We start from the raw sequence: 22,653 nt of genomic DNA, 5'->3' as shown, positions 1-22,653 counted from the left end.
TGCTCAGGATTTTTTTGTTTTACTTCTTGCAAGCCAGCTTCTATAATTCTCAGTTAAAAGGGGTAGCCTATGGCCAGATGGAAGGCCAGGCCGTCTTTGAACTTGGCGATGTTGTAGTATCCGCTCTTGCCTGTATCGTAGGGGGCATGGATGCCAATGCCCAAATCGGCACGAACCACGATCATGCTCATGTCAAATCGCAAACCCAGACCAGTGCCCACAGCCAGCTGGTCGAAGAATTTCTTCATAGTCAACTTGCCGCCCTCGCGCTCGGGGTCATTCTTGAGCAGCCACACATTGCCAGCGTCGAGAAATATGGCTCCGTGCAGGTAGCCCAGTATAGGGAAGCGGTACTCCCAGTTGTTTTCAAATTTAAAAGTGCCAGTTTGGTCATAGTAGCCGAAATTGTCTTCCTCTGAAGCGCGATAACTCCCAGGGCCTATAGAGCGTATGGTGAAAGCTCGCACCGAGTTGGCGCCACCCGAGTAGAATTGCTCGCTATAGGGTACCTCGGCCGAGTTGCCATAGGCATGGGCAGCCCCCACAAGCAAGCGCGACACCAGTTGTGACGACTGCGTGAATGAGAATTTCCACACCAGTTGGGTTTGAATCTTGAAGAATTGGGAGAAGGGGGTGCCAAATAGTTTCTTATCGTTTTTGCTTCCGCACATTTCCCATATGCCGGCAAAGATGTTGCCAGCCTCTTTTGCATCGATGTTACAAGTGATGCTGTTGCGTCCGAAGTCGTTGGTATAGGTAAACGAATACCCCATCGAGGGAATATAGGTATTGTTGAAACTGTTTTTAACTACGGGATTCATGCTCATGATTTCGTCCATGGCCTGAGTGGTCGAAAGCAGCTTGCTGTAGACCAGCCTAAAAGGAGTAAACTCATTAAGGGTGTGGCGATTGGAATGCCACTGCCACGTGAAGTCGATGCCCAATTGCAGCATTTTGAAATAGTCGGGACGATTAAGGATGCTTGCATATTGCGACACACGGGTCCAGTTCACATAGCGACGGCTGCGATCAACAAAGCGCGGGGCGAGCAACCGCGGCACGGAGAGCTCGACATTGTAGCCGAACTCGTAGGAATTGAACTCGCTGTTTTTGTAGGCTCCACCCTTGCCCGTTTGCCATTCATAGGAGGCGCGCACATCGGCACTGAATCGCTCGCCTCCACCAAAAAGGTTCTTGTGGGTCATGCCCACCTTAAGGCCTGGACCCAGGAAACTGTTTGACTTGTAGGCCCCCTGTACCTGCAAGTTAGCCTCGATGGGCTTGTCGAGCGTGCACGTCACGGCGAGGTCGAGCAGGCCGTTGCCTTCGGCATTGGTCGAGTCGAGCGGTGTTACCTTCATGTCGACATTGCTGAAGATACCCAGGTTGGAGAATTGCACCTGCATGCGGTCCATGTTGCCCACCTTGAAGGGGCGACCCTTGCGCCCTCTTATGCATGAGAGCAAAGATGCGTCGCGCAACCTGATAGGAACATACTTCACCAGTGTGCAACGTGGTGTCTCAAGAGTGTCGGGGGTGCCCGAATTGTCGTTGTTGAGCACTGTCACTGTCACATTGTTTACGTAGTAGCGCACCAACGCCGAGTTAGGAATATTGCTCGCTTTGGTCATCTGCATGTTGACAACGCCCTTGGTAGTCAAGCTATCGGCCACATACTGGATGTATTCGGGTCTGAAAAAATAGTAGCCGTTGTCGCGCAGTGCATTGGCGATGTCGATGCGCACCTGGTTGAGAGAGTCGAGGCAGTAACGGCTGCCCGTGCGGTAATAGTTGCTTGCTCGAGCGCATGAGTCGATGAAGTTGCTCACTGGCGTGCCAGTGCCTAATGGGGAGATTTTTCCTATCACATAGGGCTTGTGCACCCACACCTGGTAGCTTATGCTGGCTTTCTTGCGATTGCTCTTGCTGTAGTTGAGTGTGTACTTGGCACTGGAACCAAAGTAGCCGTTGTTGCGCAGCAAGGTGTTGATCATGTCGACACGCGTGGCAGGCCGTACATAGCTTATGAGTTTAGGTTCGGCAACCAGCTTCTTGTAGAGCCAGCCCTTGAGCCCTGTCGAATTCTCATCCCAATGGTTATACACCCACAACCCTATTGGGAACGGGGTGCGGTAGTAGGGCGAATACAATGGGTTGTTGGGCTTCACATTGATGGTGGTGAAGATGGCATCCTGCACATCAGTGGCAATCTTCACACTGTCGTCTTGCTTATATTTCAACTCCTTCACGCCTGTGTAGAGCGTCTCACCGCTACCCAAGCGCGAGGTAGTGGAGCAAGCGGCGAGCGTGAGCGTGGCCACTGCAATACACATGAGTTTCATCCAGTAATTTTTCATTCTTTCACTGTGCGTTTTACGGGTGATGCTACAGGAGCTTCGAGTCCGCTCGACTTGTCCTCGATCTGCAACTTTGGTGCCACCCTTATTGTGGTGTCGACCAGCGTTTGCTTGTTTTTGCGCCACCAGAAGAAATCTTTCATGTTGCCTATTTTACGTTTCATCACAAATGCGGCACCCGTCTGCGTGACGGTACCTTCAAGTATACTCTCAATGCCCGACGAGCGGAAGAGTTTCACCATCATGTTGCCACTGCGATTGAGGTTGTACTCTATCGAGATGTTGTTGAACAAGTTGTCGGCAAAGTTGTTTTGCTGTGTGGCATCGGTCGAGTACTCGCCGCCCACTACAACCTTGAGCCGGTCGTTGAACAGGGTCTTCGACAAGCGGTAGGAATAACTCATCTGGTCGCTTGTGCTGGAACCGCTTTGGCTCTCGTAGGAATTAATGCCAAACGAGAGATCGATGCCATGCAGGTTGTTGGCTGCCCAATTGTTGAGCTGTGATTGAATAAACGAGAAGAGTGCATTGTTGGCCGAGGCCAGCTCTGGATTGTTGGCGCTTGCCTCGCTCGAGTAGGTGTTGTATAGCAGCAGGTTGATGGCGGCGGCGCTGCGTTGGGCGGCCGTCATGCCTTGCAGTTCGTTTTCAATGTCGGCATCGTTGGTCGTAGCCAGGTCGAAGCTCACATTCATATGGTTCAAGTTGTCTTTGATCATCGCAGTCACGAGAAAATCGACAACGCGCGACGATCCACTGCTGGAGTTTACCGTGGCCCGCAACTTGTCGGTACCCTTCAAGTTCAGCAGGGGATTCATCATCTCGCCAGTCCACGATATTGAGCTGCCTTCGGCTATTTCAAACACCTTCTGCGATATCACTGGGGGCGTGTAGCGCACTTCACCGCTCTTGATAGTGTAGGAACCCACAAGATTGTCCTTGCCGGCGAAGTCGAGCGTGTAGCGTAATTTTCCTGTGCCTTTAGTAGTTACGCGGCTCTTGCCGTCTTGTGTGAGATACACGTTGAATTTGGCTCCCTGCAAAATGGCGATGTTGATATTGAGATCGAGCGACGAGGTGGCCTCGCCGGTGACGAGTTTACTCAATGCATGGGTTGTGTCGGCAGGATTTACAAAGGTCACCATGTTTTCATCTACCATCTTGCTGCTGCGCAAGGCATCTACCTCATCGAGCATCACATAGGTTATATCGCTTGTGGGCAGGATGTTGACCGAGGCGCCAACGCGCATGTTGCCGCTCTTGCTCACGATTGAGGCATCGAGGTCGCCATAGCAAGCACCAAACATTTCGGACCATCGCTGTTGCTTGGTGCCTATGAACTGCACGTTCTGGCCCGAGAACTTCAAGTTCATATCCATCGTGCTCAAGTCGACCTGACCACGGGCATAGATGGGGCTGTCGTTGAGACCGTAGAATTTCGTGCCATCGAGGCGCAACAGGCTGTTGTCAACCACTATTCTGCTCGTGTCGAGGCGCAACGAGCAGCCATAGGCAGGCAATGAGACGACTGCCGAATCGCCTTGCACATAACCATTGATTTCGGGCTTGGCAGTCGTGCCCGTCATGTGCATTTCTCCATCGATATAACCGTCGAGTGCCACATAGTAGCCAGGAATGAACGCCGAGGCCTTCTGCAACGGGAAGCGATCGAGCTGCACATTCATGTTCATGGGGCTGCGTGAAGTGGAGTCGTTGAGCACACCATAGGCAAGAGCCACCTTGGAGCCGTCGAGCGACAGGGTGGCATTGAGCTTGGTCGCCATTGTGGCGGGATCGACACTGAGCTTAGTGTCGATGGCCACATCGCCCTCGTGCGTGCCATTGTAGGCAAAGTCCTTGATTTCGACCAGGCCATCACCGTCCATGTTACGTCCGTCATAGAGCACATTCACATTGCCGTTCACCGTGCCGCTCATGACAGGCAGTGCAGGCACATAGGTTGTCCACTGGTCGAGCTTTAGGTTGCTGATGTTGAGTAAAATTTTTTCCTTGTTGGGGTCGTCGGTCTTTTCCGATTTCAAGGCCAGGCTGCTCGAGTCGTTCTTTATCAAGAAATCGACGTCGAGCATGCGTGTTTTATAATTGAAATTAAAATAGTTGTCGGGATTTATTTCCCAGGTGCGATACCCTATCACTGGCTGTGTGGGGAACAGCCGTGCCTTGATCTCATCCTTGTCGAGAGTGGCATTGGCACCAAACTGATAGCCCATCTCGCCCTTGAGGTTGTGTTGCACCACCATGAAGTCGAGAGTCGACCCGAGCGCACCGCCTGCGACATCGACTTGGGCAAAGTCGTCCCACGTGCCAGGAGCGTTGCCCATGTGCACGTCGAAGGTCAAGTACTTGTCGTCTTGCTCGTTGGCATGAAAACGCAAGGTGTCGATTGCTCGGTCGCCCACGCTGAGCTGGTGCACATAACCGTTCATGTAGATGGTGGAATCGTTGCGTATCTGGCAGTTGATGTCACGGAAGTCAACGTTGTAGCGCGCCACATAACGCGGGATGATGCCGTTGGGGCCGCATCGCAGGTCGAGCACAAATTTTGGCAAGGCTTCCTGCAAGCTGTTGATGTCAAGATAGCGGGCCTTGTATTGCTTTTGGGCAATTCCTAAAGTCTCATTTAGCCGCTTAGTGAACTGCTTGAGGTTGCACTGCGACACAAAGTCGAGGTGGGTGTCCTCGTTGTCGACATAAGCGCTCACGGTATCGGCATTGGAGGCAAACCTCACGTCGGTGTTTTTGCTCACGATCTTGTTGCCGTCGTAGTTCCAGTCGAGATCGGTCAGGTTGGCATTGAGGTCGCAATACTGTGTCGTAGCGTTGTAGTCGAACGAGCCATTTATTTTTCCGCCTCCGCGGCAAGGCACGTCGACCAAGCCAAACTTTTGGGCATCGAGATCATTCACAACACCGTTCACGGCCATCACATAGTGGTTGCCTTGTATTGTACCGTCGGCAGTAAGGTTCAAGTCACAGTCTTTGTTGTGCGACACCACTTGTGCCTTTACGATACCGCCGTTCATGTTCACTTGGGCCTGGATGTGCTCGTAGCGTTGCCCCTGATAGGTGACGCCGCCCAGGTCGACTTTGGCATTGACTGCTGTCGAGGCCTTCAAGAAATCAAAGCCGTGGCCGCTGGCTGTGACATGGGCCGTGAGATTGTCGGCAGGGGCAAGCGGCAAGATTTTCTTCACCGGGAATTGAACGAATGTGGCATCGACGTTGTAGCGCTGGCTGTTGGCGCTGAAGCTGCCCTGCCCCACTGCGCGGCCTCCAGCCAGCCGCATGGCTACGTTGCCTGCAACATTGCTCTTGGCATCGAAGTGCACCCGACCGTTGAGGGCCATGGGAGGTATGTTGAGTTGACGCTGCTGGGCCTTGTCGAGCAAAGTGGGCTTGATAAAGTCGGCATTGGTCACCGTGGCATCAAAGGCCACATTGCCGCTCAACCGTGCAGGCTCAAGTGGATTGCTCACGCCTCCGCTCACTGCCACGCGGGCATATTTTGGAATCTCGGCCGTCAAGGTCTTGATATTGATGCGACTCGGGGTGCCTGCGAGGCTGCCGCGCAGGGCCACTGGGTTGTATTGCGGCACCATCTTGAACATGGGCTTGAGTCGTGGTAGCATCATGGCAATCTCTTGCAGGGCAATCTGTGAGTTGGTGCTCACCCTGAACTGGCCTGTGGGCTTCTTGTTGAGCAACGTCATGGGGCCGTGAGCATCGAGATAGATGCGGCTCATGAAGGTTTTCAGGCCAAACTTGTCGATGTCGACCATGCCGTCATGCATGGCCAGGGTGCCGTGTGCATTTTCAATCTCGATGCCACATCGCTCCTTGGCCCTGAGGTATTGCAGCGGCACGCTCACCGTGGTGCCTCGGTTGTAGAGGTTGTGCACGGCAAGATTCACATTACTCACCTCGATATAGCTGGGATCAAGGCCTTTCACTGCCTTGTGGCGCGAGGTGGCATAGAGTGCATGGCTGCCCGAGAGTTGCAATGTGTCGCACGTCACCGTCCATGGTCCTGTATCGGGAGTAGGTGTTGGGGCGGCTTGCAAGGTCCAGGCTTGCGGGACAGCAGTTGCAGCTGCAACTTTCTCAGTGGGCGTGAAATAGCGGGCGTCTAAGCTGTCGACCGCGAGGCGCGACACAGTCACATTCTGGATTTCTGTGTTCACCTCCCCCTCCACCAGCAGGGCATTGACCACCGTGGCCTTGAGCACATCGATAGTGGGCAACATCTGCATGTTGTAGTCGAGACGGTGCACTCGCAGCGTGTCGGCCCTCACGGCCCAAGGTTGCGACTTGCTGGTGTCGACAGGGGTCGGATGCAGCCGCTCGTAGAGGGCCGCGTCGCGGGCGCTCATGGCATAGTAGCTGCACTTCACCTTGTCGACACTCAAGCTGCGCACATCGACGGTGCAGTCGCCTGTGTTCACCCTGCCGTCGAGCAGTCGGGCATAACCCACATGGGCATGCATCTTGTCGATTGTGGGCAACTGGCGCATGGTGAAGTCCACGTCGCGCAAGGTGAATTTGATGGCATTCACCCGCCACGGCTTGGCGGCCGCCGTGTCGCTGTCGGGCTTTTCCTTCTTGCGGTCGGGGTAGCCGGCATACTGAATGCGTCCCCCGCTCATCTCGCCGGCGACCACGTTCACCACACGATGATTGAGATCCAAATCGGTGCCCATGAGCACGCAGTGGTCGATATCGGCTGTGAGGCACATCGCCGAGTCTTCACTCACCATGCGGTAGTAGCCATGCGTGAGCCTGGCACTGCCTATCTTGAAGTCGCTGTGCAACATGGGCAGCACTTCGACCCCTGTGGTGAGGTTGGCCACCCGCAGCATCGTGTCGCGGGCCTGGTCCAGCACCGAGAAGCCGTCCATGCTCACGCTCAGCGGGAACTTGAGCAACACACGGTCCATTTTCACCGCGAGGCCTGTCTTCTTGCTGGCATAGTCGCACGCGTAGTCTTTGGCCACTCGTTGCACGGCAGGGATGTAGAGCGTCCACGGCAGCACCAACACGAGTACCACGACGACCCCCAAAGCCTTAAGAATGCGTCTTGCTGTTTTATTTTCTTTCAATCCCTGCAAAATTTATATTGCTCTTTCGACCAAATGCCGTCTTCCACAACATCAGTCCTGTTTTATTTCACAAAAATACAAAGATATTTTCAAAAAAACATCCCACTCCCCCTTGAATATTTGTAAGTAATAATCTCTTTATTTGAAAACCTGCGCAAGGCGATGGACCAGCTTAGCCTGAAGGAGGGACTCAAGGCGATGGCGGCAAGCAGGCCTTAGGCAGTGGCGGGGGCAGAAATAATAATGTGCGTCGTGATTATGACAAATACGGCGCAACTGCCGAGCGTCCCACACTTGTCGACCAGCAAGAAGGCTACAATAATACAAGCTGCATTTGCATTTGCCAGTTTAACCCGCCTATAGGAATCTGTATTATTTTTTTTAATGCACAGGTTAAAAATTTTTACTAATCTTGCACCACATGATGTGATTGTATGGTTACATCCTGGACGATCTTGTCAATTAATTTACTACTAAATTTATCTCCAAAAACAGCCTACATTTATTACTGAATAAGGCATGGGGTAATGCAATATTATTTGTACTTTTGTCATGGAGAGGCTGTTGAAACAAGTGGAACAACACTGTTTCTCACAGCAGCTGTGCAATATATAAGCCAATATAGCAGCAGACATATCATTGATTTTTGACTTATTATGGATGCCAAGAAGTGTATGATTGTAGATTTAGAGCCTCGAGGCGGACGGCAGAAGTTTATCACCGAAGCAGTCGCTTCGATAAGCGTGACGAGAAACAGAATGTGGGCAGTGCGTTTTTTGTCAGGGTCACGGGTGTTCAATTACAGTCGTTCACGATTGCTCTACCTGGTTAACCCCGAAGAAATAGACCTCAACGATAAAGGGGTGTATATAATGAATAAGCACATAACCGATGCGAAACATCTGTTGCGCTTTACCGATGGCACACACACATTCTACCACCTGACCCATGCTACCGGCTATCACGAAGACATAGAGGGCAACAAGGTGTATGTCACACGCACGCCCATCAACAAGACCAACGGGTCGCTGTGGAGCTATCTGTGCCAGCTGGCTGCCGAAACTGGGCTTGTAGGTGACAATGACGAGAACCTGCTTTCAAAGCAATATGAGCTGGTCGACTTGAATCGCGACGACGTGCCACTGGCACAGTACCTGGGCGACAAGTCACCACTCAAAACCCGCCACATGCCAAGGCAAGTGTACTACCCCTTCGGTTGCAACTCGAGTCAGAAATCGGCGGTAGAAGCCGCATTGACGCACCAGCTGAGTATCATCCAGGGACCTCCTGGCACAGGAAAGACGCAGACGATATTGAACATTGTCGCCAATGTGCTGATGGCTGGAAAAACCGTTTTGGTCGTGTCGAACAACAACTCGGCCATCGACAATATTGTCGAAAAACTCAGTAGCGAGGGTCTGGACTTCATTGCCGCTAAACTGGGGAGTGCCGAAAACAAGAAAGCCTTTATCGACAACCAGGTTGCATATCCCGACATGGACAGGTGGACAATCGATGAGGAACCTGCGAGAGCCAAAACGAAAAAGGCACTCGACATGATGAGCCGCGGCTTTGATGCCCAAACGCGGCAAGCGCAGCTGAATACCGAACGCGATGCACTGCTCAAGGAAGCAAAATACGAAAAAATGTTGCAAGCGAAACACGACGACAAGGTCGTGCGGTTGAGTGCTTGCAAATCGGCCAGGCTCATGCGGCTGCTTCACCGCTACCAGCTGTTGACCGAGAGCGGTCACAGGCCCGGTCTGTGGTTTCGCTTGAGATGGGCGTGCCAAGCAGGATGGAGAGCGTTCACTCTACTCAAGGAAAATCCCGGAATAGTAGTATCAAGTTTAGAAACATCCTACTACTACAGCCGAAAGACGGAGATAGAAGAAGAACTTGCCAGCACCGGCGCTACACTGCGCGACCTTGACATGACGCAAAGCACTCACGACCTGCGCGAATCCTCGCTGGCATTGCTGAGAAACGAAATAGCACGGCATTGCATAGCATCGACCAGAAGAATCTTTACGATTAAAGACCTGAAATCGCGCAGTGAGGAGTTCTTGAAAGAGTATCCTATCGTACTGAGTACTACCTACTCATCGAAGAATTGCATCGGCAAGGACATGGTTTTTGACTATGTGATCATGGACGAAGCCTCGCAGGTCGACATCACAACTGGCGCCTTGGCTTTGTCGTGTGGATTGAATGCTGTGATTGTGGGCGACGACAAGCAACTTCCCAATGTGGTGAGCCAAGAGGAGGCAATGGTATTGCGGGTCATCCAGCATGCCTACAATGTAGACGAACGCTACAATGCCGTCACCCACAGTTTTCTGCAATCGTGCGTCGAGGTTTTCGACGATGCCCCGGTCACACTATTACGTGAGCACTATCGTTGCCACCCTAAAATCATTGAGTTCTGCAACAGGCGTTTTTATGATGGGGAATTGATAACCATGACTGTTGATCATGGTGAAGACGATGTACTCAAGGTGATGCGCACAGTGGCAGGCAATCATGCTCGCGAGCACTTCAACCAGCGCGAAATCGATGTGATTGTGCGAGAAGTGATGCCTCAATATGGCGGCAAAGACAGTGTGGGCATCACCACGCCCTATCGACAACAGGCCGAAGAAATCAACAAGGCGTTGGGCTGCAACATTGCCAGCACGGTGCACAAGTACCAAGGCCGTGAATGCGACACCATTGTTATGAGCATGGTTGACAACTCGCCTACCCAATTTTCTGACGATGGCAACCTGTTGAACGTGGCTATATCACGAGCTAAAAAACGCCTGTGCATTGTTGCCAGCGGCAATGAGATGCCTCCCGACTCCAATTTGGCCCAACTCATAGCCTACGTGAAATACAACAACTTTGATGTGAGCGAGAGTAAACTACACTCGGTTTTTGACTTGCTCTACAAGCAATACACGGCCCAGCGGCTTGCCTATGAGAAGGCTCATCGCGGGGTGTCGAGTCAACTGTCAGAAAATCTTGTGTATGACATGCTCACCACGGCCATTTCTAAATTGGGCCTTACCAGCACCGAGGTCCTGTGCCACTATCCACTGTCAAATTTGATCGGCAGCAATATGAGGCTCGACGAGCGGGAGAAGGCTTATGTAGAGAGTCCCTTCTCTCATGTCGATTTCTTGATTTACAATTCTCTCACCAAGCAGCCGCTCAAGGCCATAGAGGTTGACGGCTGGCATTTTCACAAGGAAAGTGAAGCCCAGCAAGAGCGCGACAACATCAAAGACCGTCTTCTTGCAAAATGTGGAATGCAAGTTGAGCGTATCTCGACAACTGCAACAGTCAACCTCGATACGATAGAAAAAATGCTGAAGTTTTAATGCGGGCTGGTTCAGCATCGAGAAAGCGTGAAAAAAAGCTCATCATAACTGCCTCAGGGCCCATGTGATGCCGCGGGCTGTGCGCCATGCCGGCTGCTGGTAGTGGTTGCCGTTGTTGAGCTGAAACACTGTGTTGATCCCCATGCTGCTGTAGTGCTCGCACAACCAGCGCGTGCGCTCCTCTACTGTGTTGAGCACAGGATTTTTCAGGCGGGTTTCCTTGTCGCCCAATGAGAAATAGATGCACGATGGCAGTGTGACGAAATCGTGGGCCTGCACATAGCTGGTAAAATCGGGGTACCAAAACGAGCCCGAGCAAGCAACCACGCCCGCGAAAATGCCAGTGTTGTAGGCCGACCACAGTGCAAAAAGGCCGGCAAGTGAGTAGCCTGCAATGACACGATGCGTGACATGCAACTGCGCTTCGACAGCAGGGATAACTTCGCCCTCAAGCAGTCGCAGCCACTCGCCGGCTCGTCCCCGCATGGGGGGATTGTTCTTAAACAGCTGCTCGGTGGGCCACGGGGCGAGATAGTTGTCCCAATCGAGACCGTCGATTTCTACCAGCACGTGCTGCCTGGCCTGCATTTTGCAGCTCTCGTTCCATATCTCACGACCTTGGTTTTCAAAAGTGTGCACATATACCACAGGCAGGCATCGTGTCGTGTCGCCATACACATGAATTTTACATTCTATGCCGTGGGTTGAGTATACTTCTTCCATAGTGTCGCAAAGTTATCATGTTTTTTGTAATTTTGCAGACAAAACAAACAAAAATAGAAAATGACAACATTACTCTTGACACGACATGGCGAAACAGTCGACAACGCCAACAAAATCATGCAAGGCCAAACACAAGGTGAGCTCAACGCAACAGGCGTAGCCGAGGCCGAGCAACTGGCGCAGAAGATGAAAGATGAAAAAATCGACGCCTTTGTGTCGAGCGACTTGAAACGTTCGATCGATACTTGCCGCATTCTTGCCAAGCCTCACGACCAAGGTGTGAAGACCACTGCCCTGCTGCGCGAGCGCGACTGGGGCAGCTGGACGGGGAAATACATACCCTCGCTGCAATATCTCAACGAGTGGCCTGGCGACGTGGAGTCGCTGGCCCACTTGAAAGCCCGTGCCCAGGAGTTTCTCGACTGGATCGTGGCTCACTATGCAGGCAAAACCGTGATGGCTGTGGGGCATGGTATCGTGAACAAGGCCATTCAGAGTGTATACTACAAGAAACCGATGAATGAAATTGCCAAAATGGACAATTGTGAGGTAAGGAAGCTGATTTTAGAATAGTGTGGGCTGCTTGCACACGACGCAACCCTGGCCTCAGTCATGTTCAAGGCCTCACCACGGCATCGAAGTGCTCCTTGGCCCAGGCGATGAGCGTGTCGATGGCCGGGATGAGCGACTTGCCAGTATCGGTGAGCCCGTATTCCACGCGTGGAGGCACCTCGGGATACACCTTGCGATCCACGAGATGGCTGTCGAGCAGGGACTTTAGTGTCTTTGACAACATCTTTTGCGAGCAATCGTTCATGTGGGCATGGAGCTCGCTGAAGCGCATCACTCCTGTGCTGTTTTCGGCAAGCGTGTAGAGCACGAGCATCGACCACTTGTCGCCAAAACGGGCAATGACCTGCCTAATGGGGCATGTGAGATACTCTGGATTGATTTCTTTCTTTGGCATATCTGTTGTTGTTTCTGCTTGTTTTTCACAAAGGTAGCCAAAAGTGTGCAAATAGCAAATTGCAACCTTGGTAAACCGGGGTAAAAACATCAATTGGCCGGTGAAACGGCATCTTTTGCAACTGAGTTGCACTCAAGCTATGTTACCTTTGTGGCCAACATGAAAAAGCGACAGCACATAGCCGCCCTTTCACTGCTGCTTGCCGTCATGCTGGTGGTGACCTCGTTTCCCCATCATCATCATGCGCAGAGTGTGTGCATGGCAGCCAATGTACTCAGCATGGCCGGTGATTTGCACATCGGCCAACAGTCGCATTCAACCAAATCAATACAACATCATCTTGTGCTCACATCATGTGACTGCGCGCCACTGTTATGCAGCAAGTTGCGGCAGCCTTGCAAGCATCGCACGGCAACCCCTTGTCGAGGTTTCTGCGCGCAGGCTACACTTGAGGCATCAATCAACCTGTACTGCGCAGGCAGTGTCGCGGCCGCTCGCCACTATGGCTCGCCACATGTTGCCCTATGGGCTGACGAGGCATTCACTCTGCGACCGCCACCGCCAGCACAGTTGTAAAACACCATTTTTTATCTCTTCACTGCACAATTCCATCTTATTTTATTCGGCAACACTGAGCTGCCGCAAGTATGTGGTGCTATGCCTGGTCATGTGTATGGCACAGGAAGCAACTCTGCCAGACTTGCAGTAAAATAAATACGCAACAACATGATTGATAAGATTATACATTACTCCATCACACACAAGATCAACATTGGCATGATGGTGATAGCCATCATTGCTGGGGGGATATGGGCGATGAACTCGATAAATGTAGACTCAACGCCCGATATCACCAACAATCAGGTGCAAGTGATAACCGTATCACCAAACCTGTCGACTACCGACATCGAGCAATATGTGACCTACCCCGTGGAGATGGCCATGAGCAACCTTCCTGGTGTGGAAGACCTGCGCAGCATTTCGCGTTTCGGCCTCTCGGTGGTCACCGTCATTTTTAAAGAGAAAATGGGCACCTACTTGCCCCGACAGCTCGTGCAAGAGAAGCTCAATGAGGTGAAAGATAACATCCCCGAGGGCTTTGGCACACCCGAAATGGGCCCTATTAGCACAGGCCTGGGAGAAATTCTTCAATACACCCTCATTGCCGACACCGGCATTTATACTGCTCAGGAACTGCGTACACTGCAAGACTGGACGGTTAAACGCCAACTGATCATGATACCAGGTGTGGTCGAAGTAAACTCCTTCGGCGGAAGTGTGAAACAATATGAGATCGCATTCTCGCCAGCAAAGCTCAACGCCTTGCACGTGAGCATAAACGAGCTCTTCGAAGCCCTGCATAAAAACAATATCAATACTGGTGGGGCCTATATTGAGAAAGACCATAAGGCTAACTTCATACGCGGCGATGGCATTATAAAGAGTCTTGACGACATTAAAAACATTGTGGTGAAAAACACCAGTGGAGTCCCCATCACCATAGGAGATGCTGCCGACGAGGTGCACTATGGCTCGCCTATGCGTTACGGGGCTTTCACGCAAGATGGTCATGAGGCCGTGGGCGGCACCATACTCATGCTTAAGGGAGCCAATTCTGCCGAAGTCATAGGTAAAGTGAAATCAAGGCTGAGTGAGATACAGCGCACACTGCCGCCAGGTGTCCAGATCAAGCCGTTTCTCGACCGGTCTCAGCTCATCGAGCGCACTACGTCGACTATAGCCAGCAACCTTACCGAGGGGGCACTCATCGTTATCTTTGTGCTTGTTGTGTTGCTGGGAAGTCTGCGAGGCGGACTGGTCACAGCATCGGTTATTCCGTTGTCGCTCCTGTTTGCATTCATTCTCATGCGCATTTTCGGTGTAGGTGCCAACTTGATGAGCTTAGGCGCGATCGACTTTGGCATCATCGTTGACGGAGCCGTAATTATCGTTGAGGGCACCGTGCACGAGCTTACCAAACACTTGAAGGGGAAAGATTGCCGCATTGCCAGTCTCAGCCAGAACGAGATGAACCAGTTGACCAACAAGGCTGCCAGTACCATGATGCACTCTGCTTTTTTCGGTCAAATGATCATTCTTGTCGTCTTCGCTCCTATTCTCTTTCTGGAAGGGGTGAGTGGCAAGATGTTCCGTCCCATGGCGTTCACCTTCTCGTTTGCCCTGCTTGGCGCCATCTTGCTATGCCTCACCTATGTTCCTATGGTTACAACGCTTTCTATGCGGCCTCTTGGGCGCCGGTGGATGTGGCTGACACGTGTTGAGTTGTGTCTGGAACGTGCAAGCCACGGCGTTATGAGCATGCTCTACAGCATCTATCACCCCGTACTAAAGTGTGCAATGAAGCACAAGGTGTCGACTCTGGCTGTCTCAGCAATCCTTCTGGCTGGCAGCGGTATCATGCTGAGCCGCATGGGGAGCGAGTTCATCCCTAGCCTCGACGAGGGAGATATCGCGATGCAGACTTTTTTGCGTCCAGGCAGTTCACTCAGTGAAACGATAAAGCGTGAACAGGAAGTGGAACGTGTGCTTTTGGCATCGTTCCCCGAGATTAAGACGGTGTGTGCCCGAATAGGCGTAGCCGACATTCCTACCGACCCCATGGGTTTCGATTATACCGACAGCTTCATCATTCTGGAGAAAGACAGGCGCAGGTGGAAAAGCGCCAAAACCAAAAAGGAACTCATTGCCAAGATAGAGAAGCGTCTATCAAGTCTGCCTGGCCTCACATTCTCGTTCAGTCAGCCAGTAGAGTTGCGCTTCAACGAGTTGCTCACTGGCGTACGCGAGGATGTGGCCGTCGTGCTCTATGGCGAGAACCTCGACTCGCTCAATGCCATAGGCGAGCGCATGCAAGCCATCATTAGCCAAGTGCCTGGAGCCAAGGACGTGGCTCTGGAACGCGCCGCAGGCTTGCCCCAGATCACGATAAACTACGACCGCAAGAAACTTGCGCAATACGGGCTCGACATTGAAAAGATAAATCAGAGTGTGAGCACCGGTTTTGCAGGAGCCAAAGCCGGCGAGGTACAGGAAGGCGAGAAACGCTTTGACCTGGTTTTGAGACTGAGCCAGCCCTACCGGCAGAGTATCGACGACTTGAAACTGTTGTATGTCGACACGCCATCGGGACAGCAAATCCCACTGAACGAAATAGCCAACATAAGCTACGCCCCGGGGCCCATGCAGATATCGCGCGACAGGTCATCGCGCCGCACCTATGTGGGGCTCAACGTGCGTGGCCGCGACATTTCGACAGTGGTGGGCGACATCAAGAAGGCACTCGACAGCACACTCACTTTGCCCACCGGATACCGCATAAGCTACGGCGGTTCGTTTCAAAACCTACAAGAAGCCAAATCCCGACTCGGCATTGTGCTGCCTGTGGCATTAGTCATCATCTTTGTGATGCTGTACTCGGCGCTAAAGTCGGTGAAACAAGCTCTCATGATCTACATAGCCGTGCCGCTGTCGACAATGGGCGGCATCCTTGCCTTGTGGTTGCGAGGCATGCCATTCAGCATCTCGGCTGGTGTGGGCTTCATTGTTCTCTCGGGAGTAGCAGTGCTCAACGGGCTTGTGCTCATGAACCGCTTCAACACGCTCGAGGCCGCAGGCATCACCAGCATTGCACGGCGCATCTACTCGGGCACACGCGAGCGACTGCGCCCCATTATGCTCACAGCCCTGGCAGCAATGCTTGGTTTTCTACCCATGGCGGTGAGTGAGTCGGCAGGTGGCGAGGTGCAGCGTCCGCTGGCCACAGTGGTGATAGGAGGGCTCATATCGTCGACTATCCTTACCCTGATTATCTTGCCCGTAATCTACACATTGTTTAACAATAAAAAAACGAAGAAATGAAAATCATTGTTTCAATACTCTGTACCTTGTTGATGGCAGCATCACTGCAGGCGCAACCGAGCATAAGTCTGCAAGAAGCCATTGCCATGGCCATGAATCGCTATCCAGCTCTCAAAGCATCGCGCCTGCACACTCAAAGCACCCTTGCAATGCAACGCACGGCAAGAGACTTCGGCAACCTTGAGCTGTCGATGGGGGGCGAAGAGATAGGACGTGGCAACGATGCTGTGACAACACTGCTGGCAGCACGCCAGAATCTCGACATTTTTTCGGTCAAAGCCCGCTGGCAACGCCTGCAGCAAGAAACACGTGTGGCTCATGCTACGACCCGCGTGCTTGAACAACAGTTGCAACTGCAAGTGAGCTCAGCCTATGCCGCCGACCAAATGGCACGGCTGCGGCTGGAGCTGTATCGCAAGCAGGCTGAGCTGTATACACGCTTTGTCGAAGCTGCCCGCTTGCGCTACGACACACGTGCAGCCTCGTTGCTTGAGTACCAATCGGCCCAAAGCGAGCATCGGCGTGTGGAGCTGAATGTGATCGAAGCCGAGAAAGACGTCGAAAAGGCACACATCGACTTGAGCCGATGGCTGAGTCCCGACACCCTGTACCAGTCGGACACTGTGATTGTCGATGAGCAAGTAGCAACATCGGCTGCCATGCTTGGAGCTCACCCAGCCATTGTTCTTGCCAACGAGAAGGTGAAGCTGGCCAGCGACATCTCAAAAGAAATGCGAGCCAATGCCCTTCCCAAACTTTACGTTGAGCTGGGAAGCCAAATGATAGGGTCGCGCTTGGGCTACTGGTCGTGGAGCGTGGGGGTGAGTGTGCCTGTAGACATGGGGGCTAACAAGGCACGCCGGCAATCGGCTCTTGTTGAAATTGAGAAAGCTCATACCGAGCTCAACGACCAACAATGGCGCATCGATGTACACAACCGTCAACTGAACTGCGACTATAGCAAGTGGCAGCGCACTGTGGAGTATTACCGCAAGAGTGCCTTGCCCCTCGCCAACGAGCAGCGGCGCAATGCGCTTTTGTCTTACCGTGAGGGGCAGATAGGATATCTCGACTTCATACAAGCTTTGAAGACGACAATGGACGTGGAATTCAGCTACATCGACGCCTATCAAAAACTATTGGAAACAAAATTTAATATTGAATATTACCGAAACAAATGAAAATAGCAACAATGAACAATATAGCATGTGCAGTGATACTGCTCGCGTTGCTGGCGGCCTGCACAAGGACTAACGATAGCGACCAGAGTGAAGAACAGGAAAACGATAGCGCTGTGGTCACACTCACACCTTCACAATTCAAACTTTCGGGGGTAGCAGTCGAGACAATGCCCTACTACACCTTTACTGGAAGTCTCAATGTCAACGGGCAACTCAAGACAGAGCCGCAAGACAGGGCCGAGGTGAGTGCTCCCATGGGAGCTAATGTAAAACGCATACTGGTGACCGAGGGCCAGCGAGTGAGTAGAGGACAAGTATTGGCACTGTTATCCCACGCCGATCTCATCGACATGCAGCGGCGTCTTGTGCAGGCCAAGGAGAAACTCGTCTATCTCGGTGAGGAATATGAGCGGCAAAAGACGCTCTACAGCCACAAGGTGAACGCAGGCAAAGACTACCAGCAAGTTGCCTCAGAGTATCGTGCCATGCAGGCCGAGGTGCGCACCACAGCCCGCCAGTTGCAGCTACTGGGCATCAGCCCGCAGGCTGCAGTACGGGGACAACTCGCGACCGAAATTGCTGTGAGAAGCCCTATCGATGGCACTGTCGAGCATGTAGCCGCAGCCTTGGGGCAATATGCCGATCCCACTGCCAAATTATTCTCGATCGTTAACAACAACCGCCTTTATGCCGACGTTCTCGTGTATGAACGCGATTTGGGCAAGCTGCGCGTCGGCCAGAAGGCTAAAGTCACAATAGGAGACACACGCTTGGCTGGAAGAGTGAAATCGATAGGAGGCATCCTCGACGACAGCAGCAAGGCCGTGCATGCCCGCATTGCAATCGACGGCAACAAGAGCGGCCTGGTGGCAGGCATGTATGTCAGGGCCAGTATTGTCACGATCACACGCAAGTCACCCGCTGTGCCCGACGATGGCATCGCCACCGACGAGTCTCGCAGTTTCGTTTTCATTTACAAGCCTGGCAAAGGCAAGAAAATATTTGTGCCGCGTGTCGTGAGGACCGGACGCAAAGAGAATGGCATGACCGAGATACTCTCGGGCTTGAACCAGGGCGAGCTCGTTGTCGTGCAGGGGGCCTACACGCTCATGTCGGAGTGGAAGAAGCACGAAGTGGGCGAAGAGTAGCGGTACTGCACAGCGCTGTCGTGTTAAAGGGAGTTAAAGCTGCTATGCCTGTTATCTTTATCTATCCAATTCCTACTTTTTGGTTAGTAAGAGAAGCCAATGTACTATAATCGCAAAAACGAAATGAGCACGAATTAAAAACGAAACGAGCAAATCTTCTCTTTTTTTCGCTTCCTTTTTTCTCAGTCCTCAGAATTGATTAAACGCCGATTAAAAGCCTTTTCAATGGCCTTTAATCGGCGTTCTTGTTGTCTCTTTCGCTGCCTCTGTTCAAACGTTCAGGTCAAATCTTACAGCTTCATTTCCGGCCAAAAGTTCGCGCGTTCTCTCTACGTTGTTAGCGTAAATGTGAACGTTTCCCAAATTCAACGTGATAGATTTTAACGGCGCGTCTATTTGTCGCGCTATCAAATACAAATGGTAAATGTCAGCTGGTAAACCTAAGTTCGCGTCGCTGCTTCTCTGATAGGCTGACAAAACTAATTCGCCGTCTTCGAGCTGGAACTGAATCAGGCTTAAACAAGGCGCCTGATTTGTTTCTGCTCCTGTTGAGCCTAAGAACAGCACATAATTTTTACTGTTCCGCTTCTCTCGATTGATTTGCTCGATTAAACCGGGCAACTTCTCAAAATAGGTCGGATAACTGTTAATGAGAATTTGCCCGCAATAATCCCACCAATTTATCCCGACTTCTCGGTACTTTGTCAAGTCTCTTTCACCGGCCATAAACAGGCTGAGTTCATTGCGCAACTTCTTGCGCGCAATATTGTGGCTCTCGAATATGTCCAGCAAATCAGCAGGCGACAAATGCAGCTGCTCATTGAGCAAATAGATTATGTCGCCTTTTTTATTGCTCTGTCGTTTGCCGTGCTGCAATATCTTGTCGAGCATGGCGTAATACTTGTTTGTTGTCATTCGGTGCGAAATTAGGCCGTTTCTGTGAGTTCCCGGGCATCTTACAGCCGCATTACAGTGAAGCACTTTTGCAGTCGCTTCCCAGGCGTTTCACAACCTCATAAACATTGCGCTCGCTCATATTGTAACGCTGAGCCAGGCAAAGAACAATATAACTGATTTTCTCACCTCGCTGCTTCGCTCTCCGGTAGTCATCAAACAAGGCGACATATTTATGATCCGTGGGCTTTACTCCGGCTTTCTCCAGTTTCTCAATAACTCCGCCGCACAATTTTAATGCTTCATACACTGTCATTCAGTAATTTTTGCTAACTTTGCAACTCCTACGACATTCAACATTACGCCAATGCGCAGTCGAAAGGCTTTTGCCCCCGGCTTATGCGCATTGGCGTTTTGTATTTGTATGTCGTAGGAAAACTGCAAATCAAGCCGGGGGCTTTTTCTATGCCTCCGTGCTGAATGGGTCAGAGCTTTGTTATCATCATATCATTAAATTTTGCCTGATAATTCAGGTGGTTTGTCCTCATGCGGACTGTTGCACCATACATTGGTGCTGCCTCTCCGTACTCGTCAGCCATGAACTGGCAAAGCTCCACAATCTGCGATTTATCAGACGTGAAATAAATGTATTTCGTTCCGTGCAGCAAGCGCAGCACATTGAGGTAGTCGGTCAGCTTCCAATAATTCTCATACATTCCGCACTCCGTCGTAAGATACGGCGGGTCCAGCACAAACAGCGCCCGCATGTTGCCGCGCTCGCGCTCGAACAGTTCCCGGTAGTCCATGTGTACGACCTCCAGCCCGTCCAGATAGCTGGCACTTTCATAAGCGCCGGGTCTTACCCTGTTATACATCGTATGTTTGCGCAGTTCCTCCAGACTTGTAACCCATTTGCCGGAGAAAAGCACCGACCTGCCAATCGTCATAATGTCGACCCAGCCGAGCCGGTTCTGTGCTTCCTCCACAATGCGCAGCACATCGGCACGCTGCTTCTGCGTTAGTCGCTGGTTTGCCTGAACGCCGGATAAACGCTGTTTAATCGTCGTTAAAATGGCGTTTGTATCCTCTACTGCTGCCAGTCGTCGGTCGTAATGGTCGAAGTCGTTGTATATCACCCTGCACCCCGGCAGCACCTTTTTAGCCGTGTACGACAGCAGCCCGGAGCCTCCGAAAAGGTCGACCACCGTATCAATTTGTCCTGCCACTTGCTTCAGGACTTCGGAAAAGTCCCTGATAAAATAGCGCTTTTGTCCCATAAAAGGCAGTGGCGCACATTTGTAGTTCCTACACATTCAGCATAATTCTCAGTCTTTTGCTTTTTCTCTGACTTGTTTATAAATCTCATAGGCCGCAGCACGTTGCTCATCGGTAAGCTCAAAAGAGCCGTTCTGCTTAACGGCGTTGAAAATGGCCGCTACATATTCGTGCTTTTTGTCCAGCTTCGGCAACAGTGCCTCAAGGGGCATAATGTCGGCCACAGTTGCGCCGATAGTCTCGGCGACCTCGGACACAAGGAATTTGCCAACGAGCAGCGCGTCGCCGCTCTCCAGCGTGCGCCGCACCATGTCGGCCACCGGTTCCAGCTTATAGCTGAATGTGCATACACCACGAAGCGACTGCTCACGTCGCCATTTGAAGCCTGTTGGGTTCTCCACTAACTCCAGATAGTCGCGGTCTTTGCTTCTGAAGCCCTCGCAGCCGTCGAAAAATGCCCGGCTGCCTACTAAAATTTTCTTATTCATCACTTTTATTTTTGCGTTTTCGCCCTTTTTTAAGGTCATTAGTTATTGCCTTGCGGTCCACTTCACTGTAAATTTGCGTGGTCTGCAATTTTTGGTGTCCGAGCAGTTTTTGAATGGTCGTAAGCTGGACCCCGGACTGTCCTAAAAGCGTCGCGAAAGTATGCCGCGACGAATGAAACGTAATTTTTGAGTCCGCGCCAACCGTGTTAAGCAGCTGCCTCAAAACTTTATTGACAGCGGCGTTAGAGCCGAGAACTTTTGTAACCCGTTCCACATTGCCGTTATATTTTGCTATCAGTTCCGCCATTTTGCCACCGAACAGCTCACCGATAGGGAGCTCCACCATAAAGCCCGTTTTCACCATTTTCTTTGTTAGCCAGCCGCCTTTTATATGCTCGTTGCGGAGTGTTACAATGTCGGAAAAGCGCAGCCCTGTATAACAACCTATCAGGAACGCATCGCGTACCTTTTCCTCTTTGCCTTTGAGCTCCAGCCTTTCAAGTTTGCGCAGTTGCCCGGTAGTTAAAAATCCCTTTTTAGAGACCATTTGCTGTATGCGGAAACGGTCAAACGGGTTAGCCTGAATTATGTCGCGCTTTATTGCCTCATTGAGCAACGCACGCAGCAGCCTCAGCCTGCTTATTCGTGTATTGTGGGCGATTCCGCTCTCCCGTAGCCACTTGTCATAATTTACGAGGAATTGATAGTCCACATCACTGACAAGCGCGTTTTTGCGGAACTTTTCTATATTGTTCAGCAACGTTTGATAGTTCAGCTTTGTAAGTTCTTTGCGCTCGCTCTGCTCAACTACCTGGAGCCCGAAGTCGTGCAGCTTTGCCGCAGGCGATATGTGCGACCGCACAGCCTCCCGAAGCATCGGCAAACTGACCTCAACGCCTTTTTTAATATATTCCAGTTCTACACGTTCCACGTCTTGTATCATCAGGCAAAGTGCATAATTCAGCCCTGTGGCGTTCGGTGTGCCTGTTACCATTCCGTCCGCAAAATTTTCGGGCTTAACGTAGGTGTGGGTCGTGAAATATATGCGCCGTTTCTGTTGCGTACATTCTATTTCTATCAGACCCTCGCCGCGCTTATTCAGCCGGCGTGCTCGGTTATAAACCAGCTTGTAACGAATTTTTCTAAGCATATCGATTGTTGTTTTTGTTTTATTGCTCCCTTAAATATATTAGGAATAGTTCGGGAACAACTAATGCAACCCACAACATTTCGACTGCCTAATTCTTTCATTCTCGACCGTT

The 22,653-nt window shown here is 51.6% G+C and carries 14 protein-coding genes; 5 read left to right on the top strand and 9 right to left on the bottom strand.

The window, feature by feature from the left end:
• Window positions 1–53 precede the first annotated feature (53 nt).
• Window positions 54–2,357, bottom strand: a complete 2,304-nt coding sequence (gene tamL / locus GF423_RS00360; RefSeq protein WP_154326472.1) for a translocation and assembly module lipoprotein TamL — start codon at window positions 2,355–2,357, stop codon at window positions 54–56.
• Complete coding sequence (locus tag GF423_RS00355) at window positions 2,354–7,474, bottom strand: translocation/assembly module TamB domain-containing protein (RefSeq protein ID WP_154326471.1); 5,121 nt, start codon at window positions 7,472–7,474, stop codon at window positions 2,354–2,356. Before GF423_RS00355 ends, tamL begins: the two co-directional genes overlap by 4 nt.
• A 656-nt stretch (window positions 7,475–8,130) precedes the next feature.
• Here GF423_RS00355 and GF423_RS00350 point away from each other — a divergent pair.
• Window positions 8,131–10,836 (top strand): AAA domain-containing protein, encoded by a 2,706-nt coding sequence (locus GF423_RS00350; protein WP_154326470.1) that lies wholly within the window; start codon window positions 8,131–8,133, stop codon window positions 10,834–10,836.
• A gap of 42 nt (window positions 10,837–10,878) precedes the next feature.
• On the opposite strand, the gene GF423_RS00345 is transcribed toward GF423_RS00350, so the two are convergent.
• The gene (locus GF423_RS00345) at window positions 10,879–11,559 is read right to left on the bottom strand and encodes an alpha/beta hydrolase-fold protein (RefSeq protein ID WP_154326469.1); all 681 of its coding nucleotides are present in this window, start codon (window positions 11,557–11,559) and stop codon (window positions 10,879–10,881) included.
• A 60-nt stretch (window positions 11,560–11,619) separates the two neighbouring features.
• Here GF423_RS00345 and GF423_RS00340 point away from each other — a divergent pair, with 60 nt between their 5' ends.
• Window positions 11,620–12,132: a histidine phosphatase family protein gene (locus tag GF423_RS00340; RefSeq protein ID WP_154326468.1), complete on the top strand. Its 513-nt coding sequence runs from the start codon at window positions 11,620–11,622 to the stop codon at window positions 12,130–12,132.
• Window positions 12,133–12,175: 43 nt separating this feature from the next.
• On the opposite strand, the gene GF423_RS00335 is transcribed toward GF423_RS00340, so the two are convergent.
• Window positions 12,176–12,526, bottom strand: a complete 351-nt coding sequence (locus GF423_RS00335; protein ID WP_154326467.1) for a winged helix-turn-helix transcriptional regulator — start codon at window positions 12,524–12,526, stop codon at window positions 12,176–12,178.
• A gap of 726 nt (window positions 12,527–13,252) precedes the next feature.
• Between GF423_RS00335 and GF423_RS00330 the strand changes: the two genes are divergently transcribed.
• Genes GF423_RS00330 through GF423_RS00325 form a run of 3 tightly spaced genes read left to right on the top strand, consistent with a single transcriptional unit; the run spans window position 13,253 to window position 18,734 of the window.
• Complete coding sequence (locus GF423_RS00330; protein ID WP_235911712.1) at window positions 13,253–16,405, top strand: efflux RND transporter permease subunit; 3,153 nt, start codon at window positions 13,253–13,255, stop codon at window positions 16,403–16,405.
• A gap of 32 nt (window positions 16,406–16,437) precedes the next feature.
• Entirely contained in the window at window positions 16,438–17,586 is a 1,149-nt protein-coding gene (locus tag GF423_RS14105) for a TolC family protein (RefSeq protein ID WP_235911710.1), read from the top strand.
• Window positions 17,587–17,597: 11 nt separating this feature from the next.
• Window positions 17,598–18,734 (top strand): efflux RND transporter periplasmic adaptor subunit, encoded by a 1,137-nt coding sequence (locus GF423_RS00325; protein WP_206113298.1) that lies wholly within the window; start codon window positions 17,598–17,600, stop codon window positions 18,732–18,734.
• A 270-nt stretch (window positions 18,735–19,004) separates the two neighbouring features.
• On the opposite strand, the gene GF423_RS00320 is transcribed toward GF423_RS00325, so the two are convergent.
• The 5 genes from GF423_RS00320 to GF423_RS00300 form a co-directional block, all read right to left on the bottom strand.
• On the bottom strand, window positions 19,005–19,649 hold the full coding sequence (locus tag GF423_RS00320; protein WP_154326465.1) for a thymidylate synthase: 645 nt from the start codon (window positions 19,647–19,649) through the stop codon (window positions 19,005–19,007).
• 52 nt (window positions 19,650–19,701) lie between these two features.
• Window positions 19,702–19,944, bottom strand: a complete 243-nt coding sequence (locus tag GF423_RS00315; RefSeq protein WP_154538262.1) for a hypothetical protein — start codon at window positions 19,942–19,944, stop codon at window positions 19,702–19,704.
• A gap of 169 nt (window positions 19,945–20,113) precedes the next feature.
• Window positions 20,114–20,905: a DNA adenine methylase gene (locus tag GF423_RS00310; protein ID WP_154326463.1), complete on the bottom strand. Its 792-nt coding sequence runs from the start codon at window positions 20,903–20,905 to the stop codon at window positions 20,114–20,116.
• Window positions 20,906–20,953: 48 nt separating this feature from the next.
• Window positions 20,954–21,391, bottom strand: a complete 438-nt coding sequence (locus GF423_RS00305; protein WP_154326462.1) for a hypothetical protein — start codon at window positions 21,389–21,391, stop codon at window positions 20,954–20,956.
• On the bottom strand, window positions 21,384–22,541 hold the full coding sequence (locus GF423_RS00300; protein ID WP_154326461.1) for a site-specific integrase: 1,158 nt from the start codon (window positions 22,539–22,541) through the stop codon (window positions 21,384–21,386). Before GF423_RS00300 ends, GF423_RS00305 begins: the two co-directional genes overlap by 8 nt.
• Between the last annotated feature and the right edge of the window lie 112 nt (window positions 22,542–22,653).

Origin of the sequence: Sodaliphilus pleomorphus, assembly GCF_009676955.1 — a bacterium.
Taxonomy (GTDB): domain Bacteria; phylum Bacteroidota; class Bacteroidia; order Bacteroidales; family Muribaculaceae; genus Sodaliphilus; species Sodaliphilus pleomorphus.
This window is presented reverse-complemented; position numbering and strand designations above follow the sequence as displayed.

Bases quoted from the DNA above. Each gene is read 5' to 3' on its own strand.
- GF423_RS00305 (WP_154326462.1), bottom strand. From the start codon at position 21,391: ATGAATAAGAAAATTTTAGTAGGCAGCCGGGCATTTTTCGACGGCTGC.
- tamL (WP_154326472.1), bottom strand. From the start codon at position 2,357: ATGAAAAATTACTGGATGAAACTCATGTGTATTGCAGTGGCCACGCTC.
- GF423_RS00345 (WP_154326469.1), bottom strand. From the start codon at position 11,559: ATGGAAGAAGTATACTCAACCCACGGCATAGAATGTAAAATTCATGTG.
- GF423_RS00300 (WP_154326461.1), bottom strand. From the start codon at position 22,541: ATGCTTAGAAAAATTCGTTACAAGCTGGTTTATAACCGAGCACGCCGG.
- GF423_RS00350 (WP_154326470.1), top strand. From the start codon at position 8,131: ATGGATGCCAAGAAGTGTATGATTGTAGATTTAGAGCCTCGAGGCGGA.
- GF423_RS00320 (WP_154326465.1), bottom strand. From the start codon at position 19,649: ATGACAACAAACAAGTATTACGCCATGCTCGACAAGATATTGCAGCAC.
- GF423_RS00315 (WP_154538262.1), bottom strand. From the start codon at position 19,944: ATGACAGTGTATGAAGCATTAAAATTGTGCGGCGGAGTTATTGAGAAA.
- GF423_RS14105 (WP_235911710.1), top strand. From the start codon at position 16,438: ATGGCAGCATCACTGCAGGCGCAACCGAGCATAAGTCTGCAAGAAGCC.
- GF423_RS00335 (WP_154326467.1), bottom strand. From the start codon at position 12,526: ATGCCAAAGAAAGAAATCAATCCAGAGTATCTCACATGCCCCATTAGG.
- GF423_RS00325 (WP_206113298.1), top strand. From the start codon at position 17,598: ATGAACAATATAGCATGTGCAGTGATACTGCTCGCGTTGCTGGCGGCC.
- GF423_RS00330 (WP_235911712.1), top strand. From the start codon at position 13,253: ATGATTGATAAGATTATACATTACTCCATCACACACAAGATCAACATT.
- GF423_RS00310 (WP_154326463.1), bottom strand. From the start codon at position 20,905: ATGGGACAAAAGCGCTATTTTATCAGGGACTTTTCCGAAGTCCTGAAG.
- GF423_RS00340 (WP_154326468.1), top strand. From the start codon at position 11,620: ATGACAACATTACTCTTGACACGACATGGCGAAACAGTCGACAACGCC.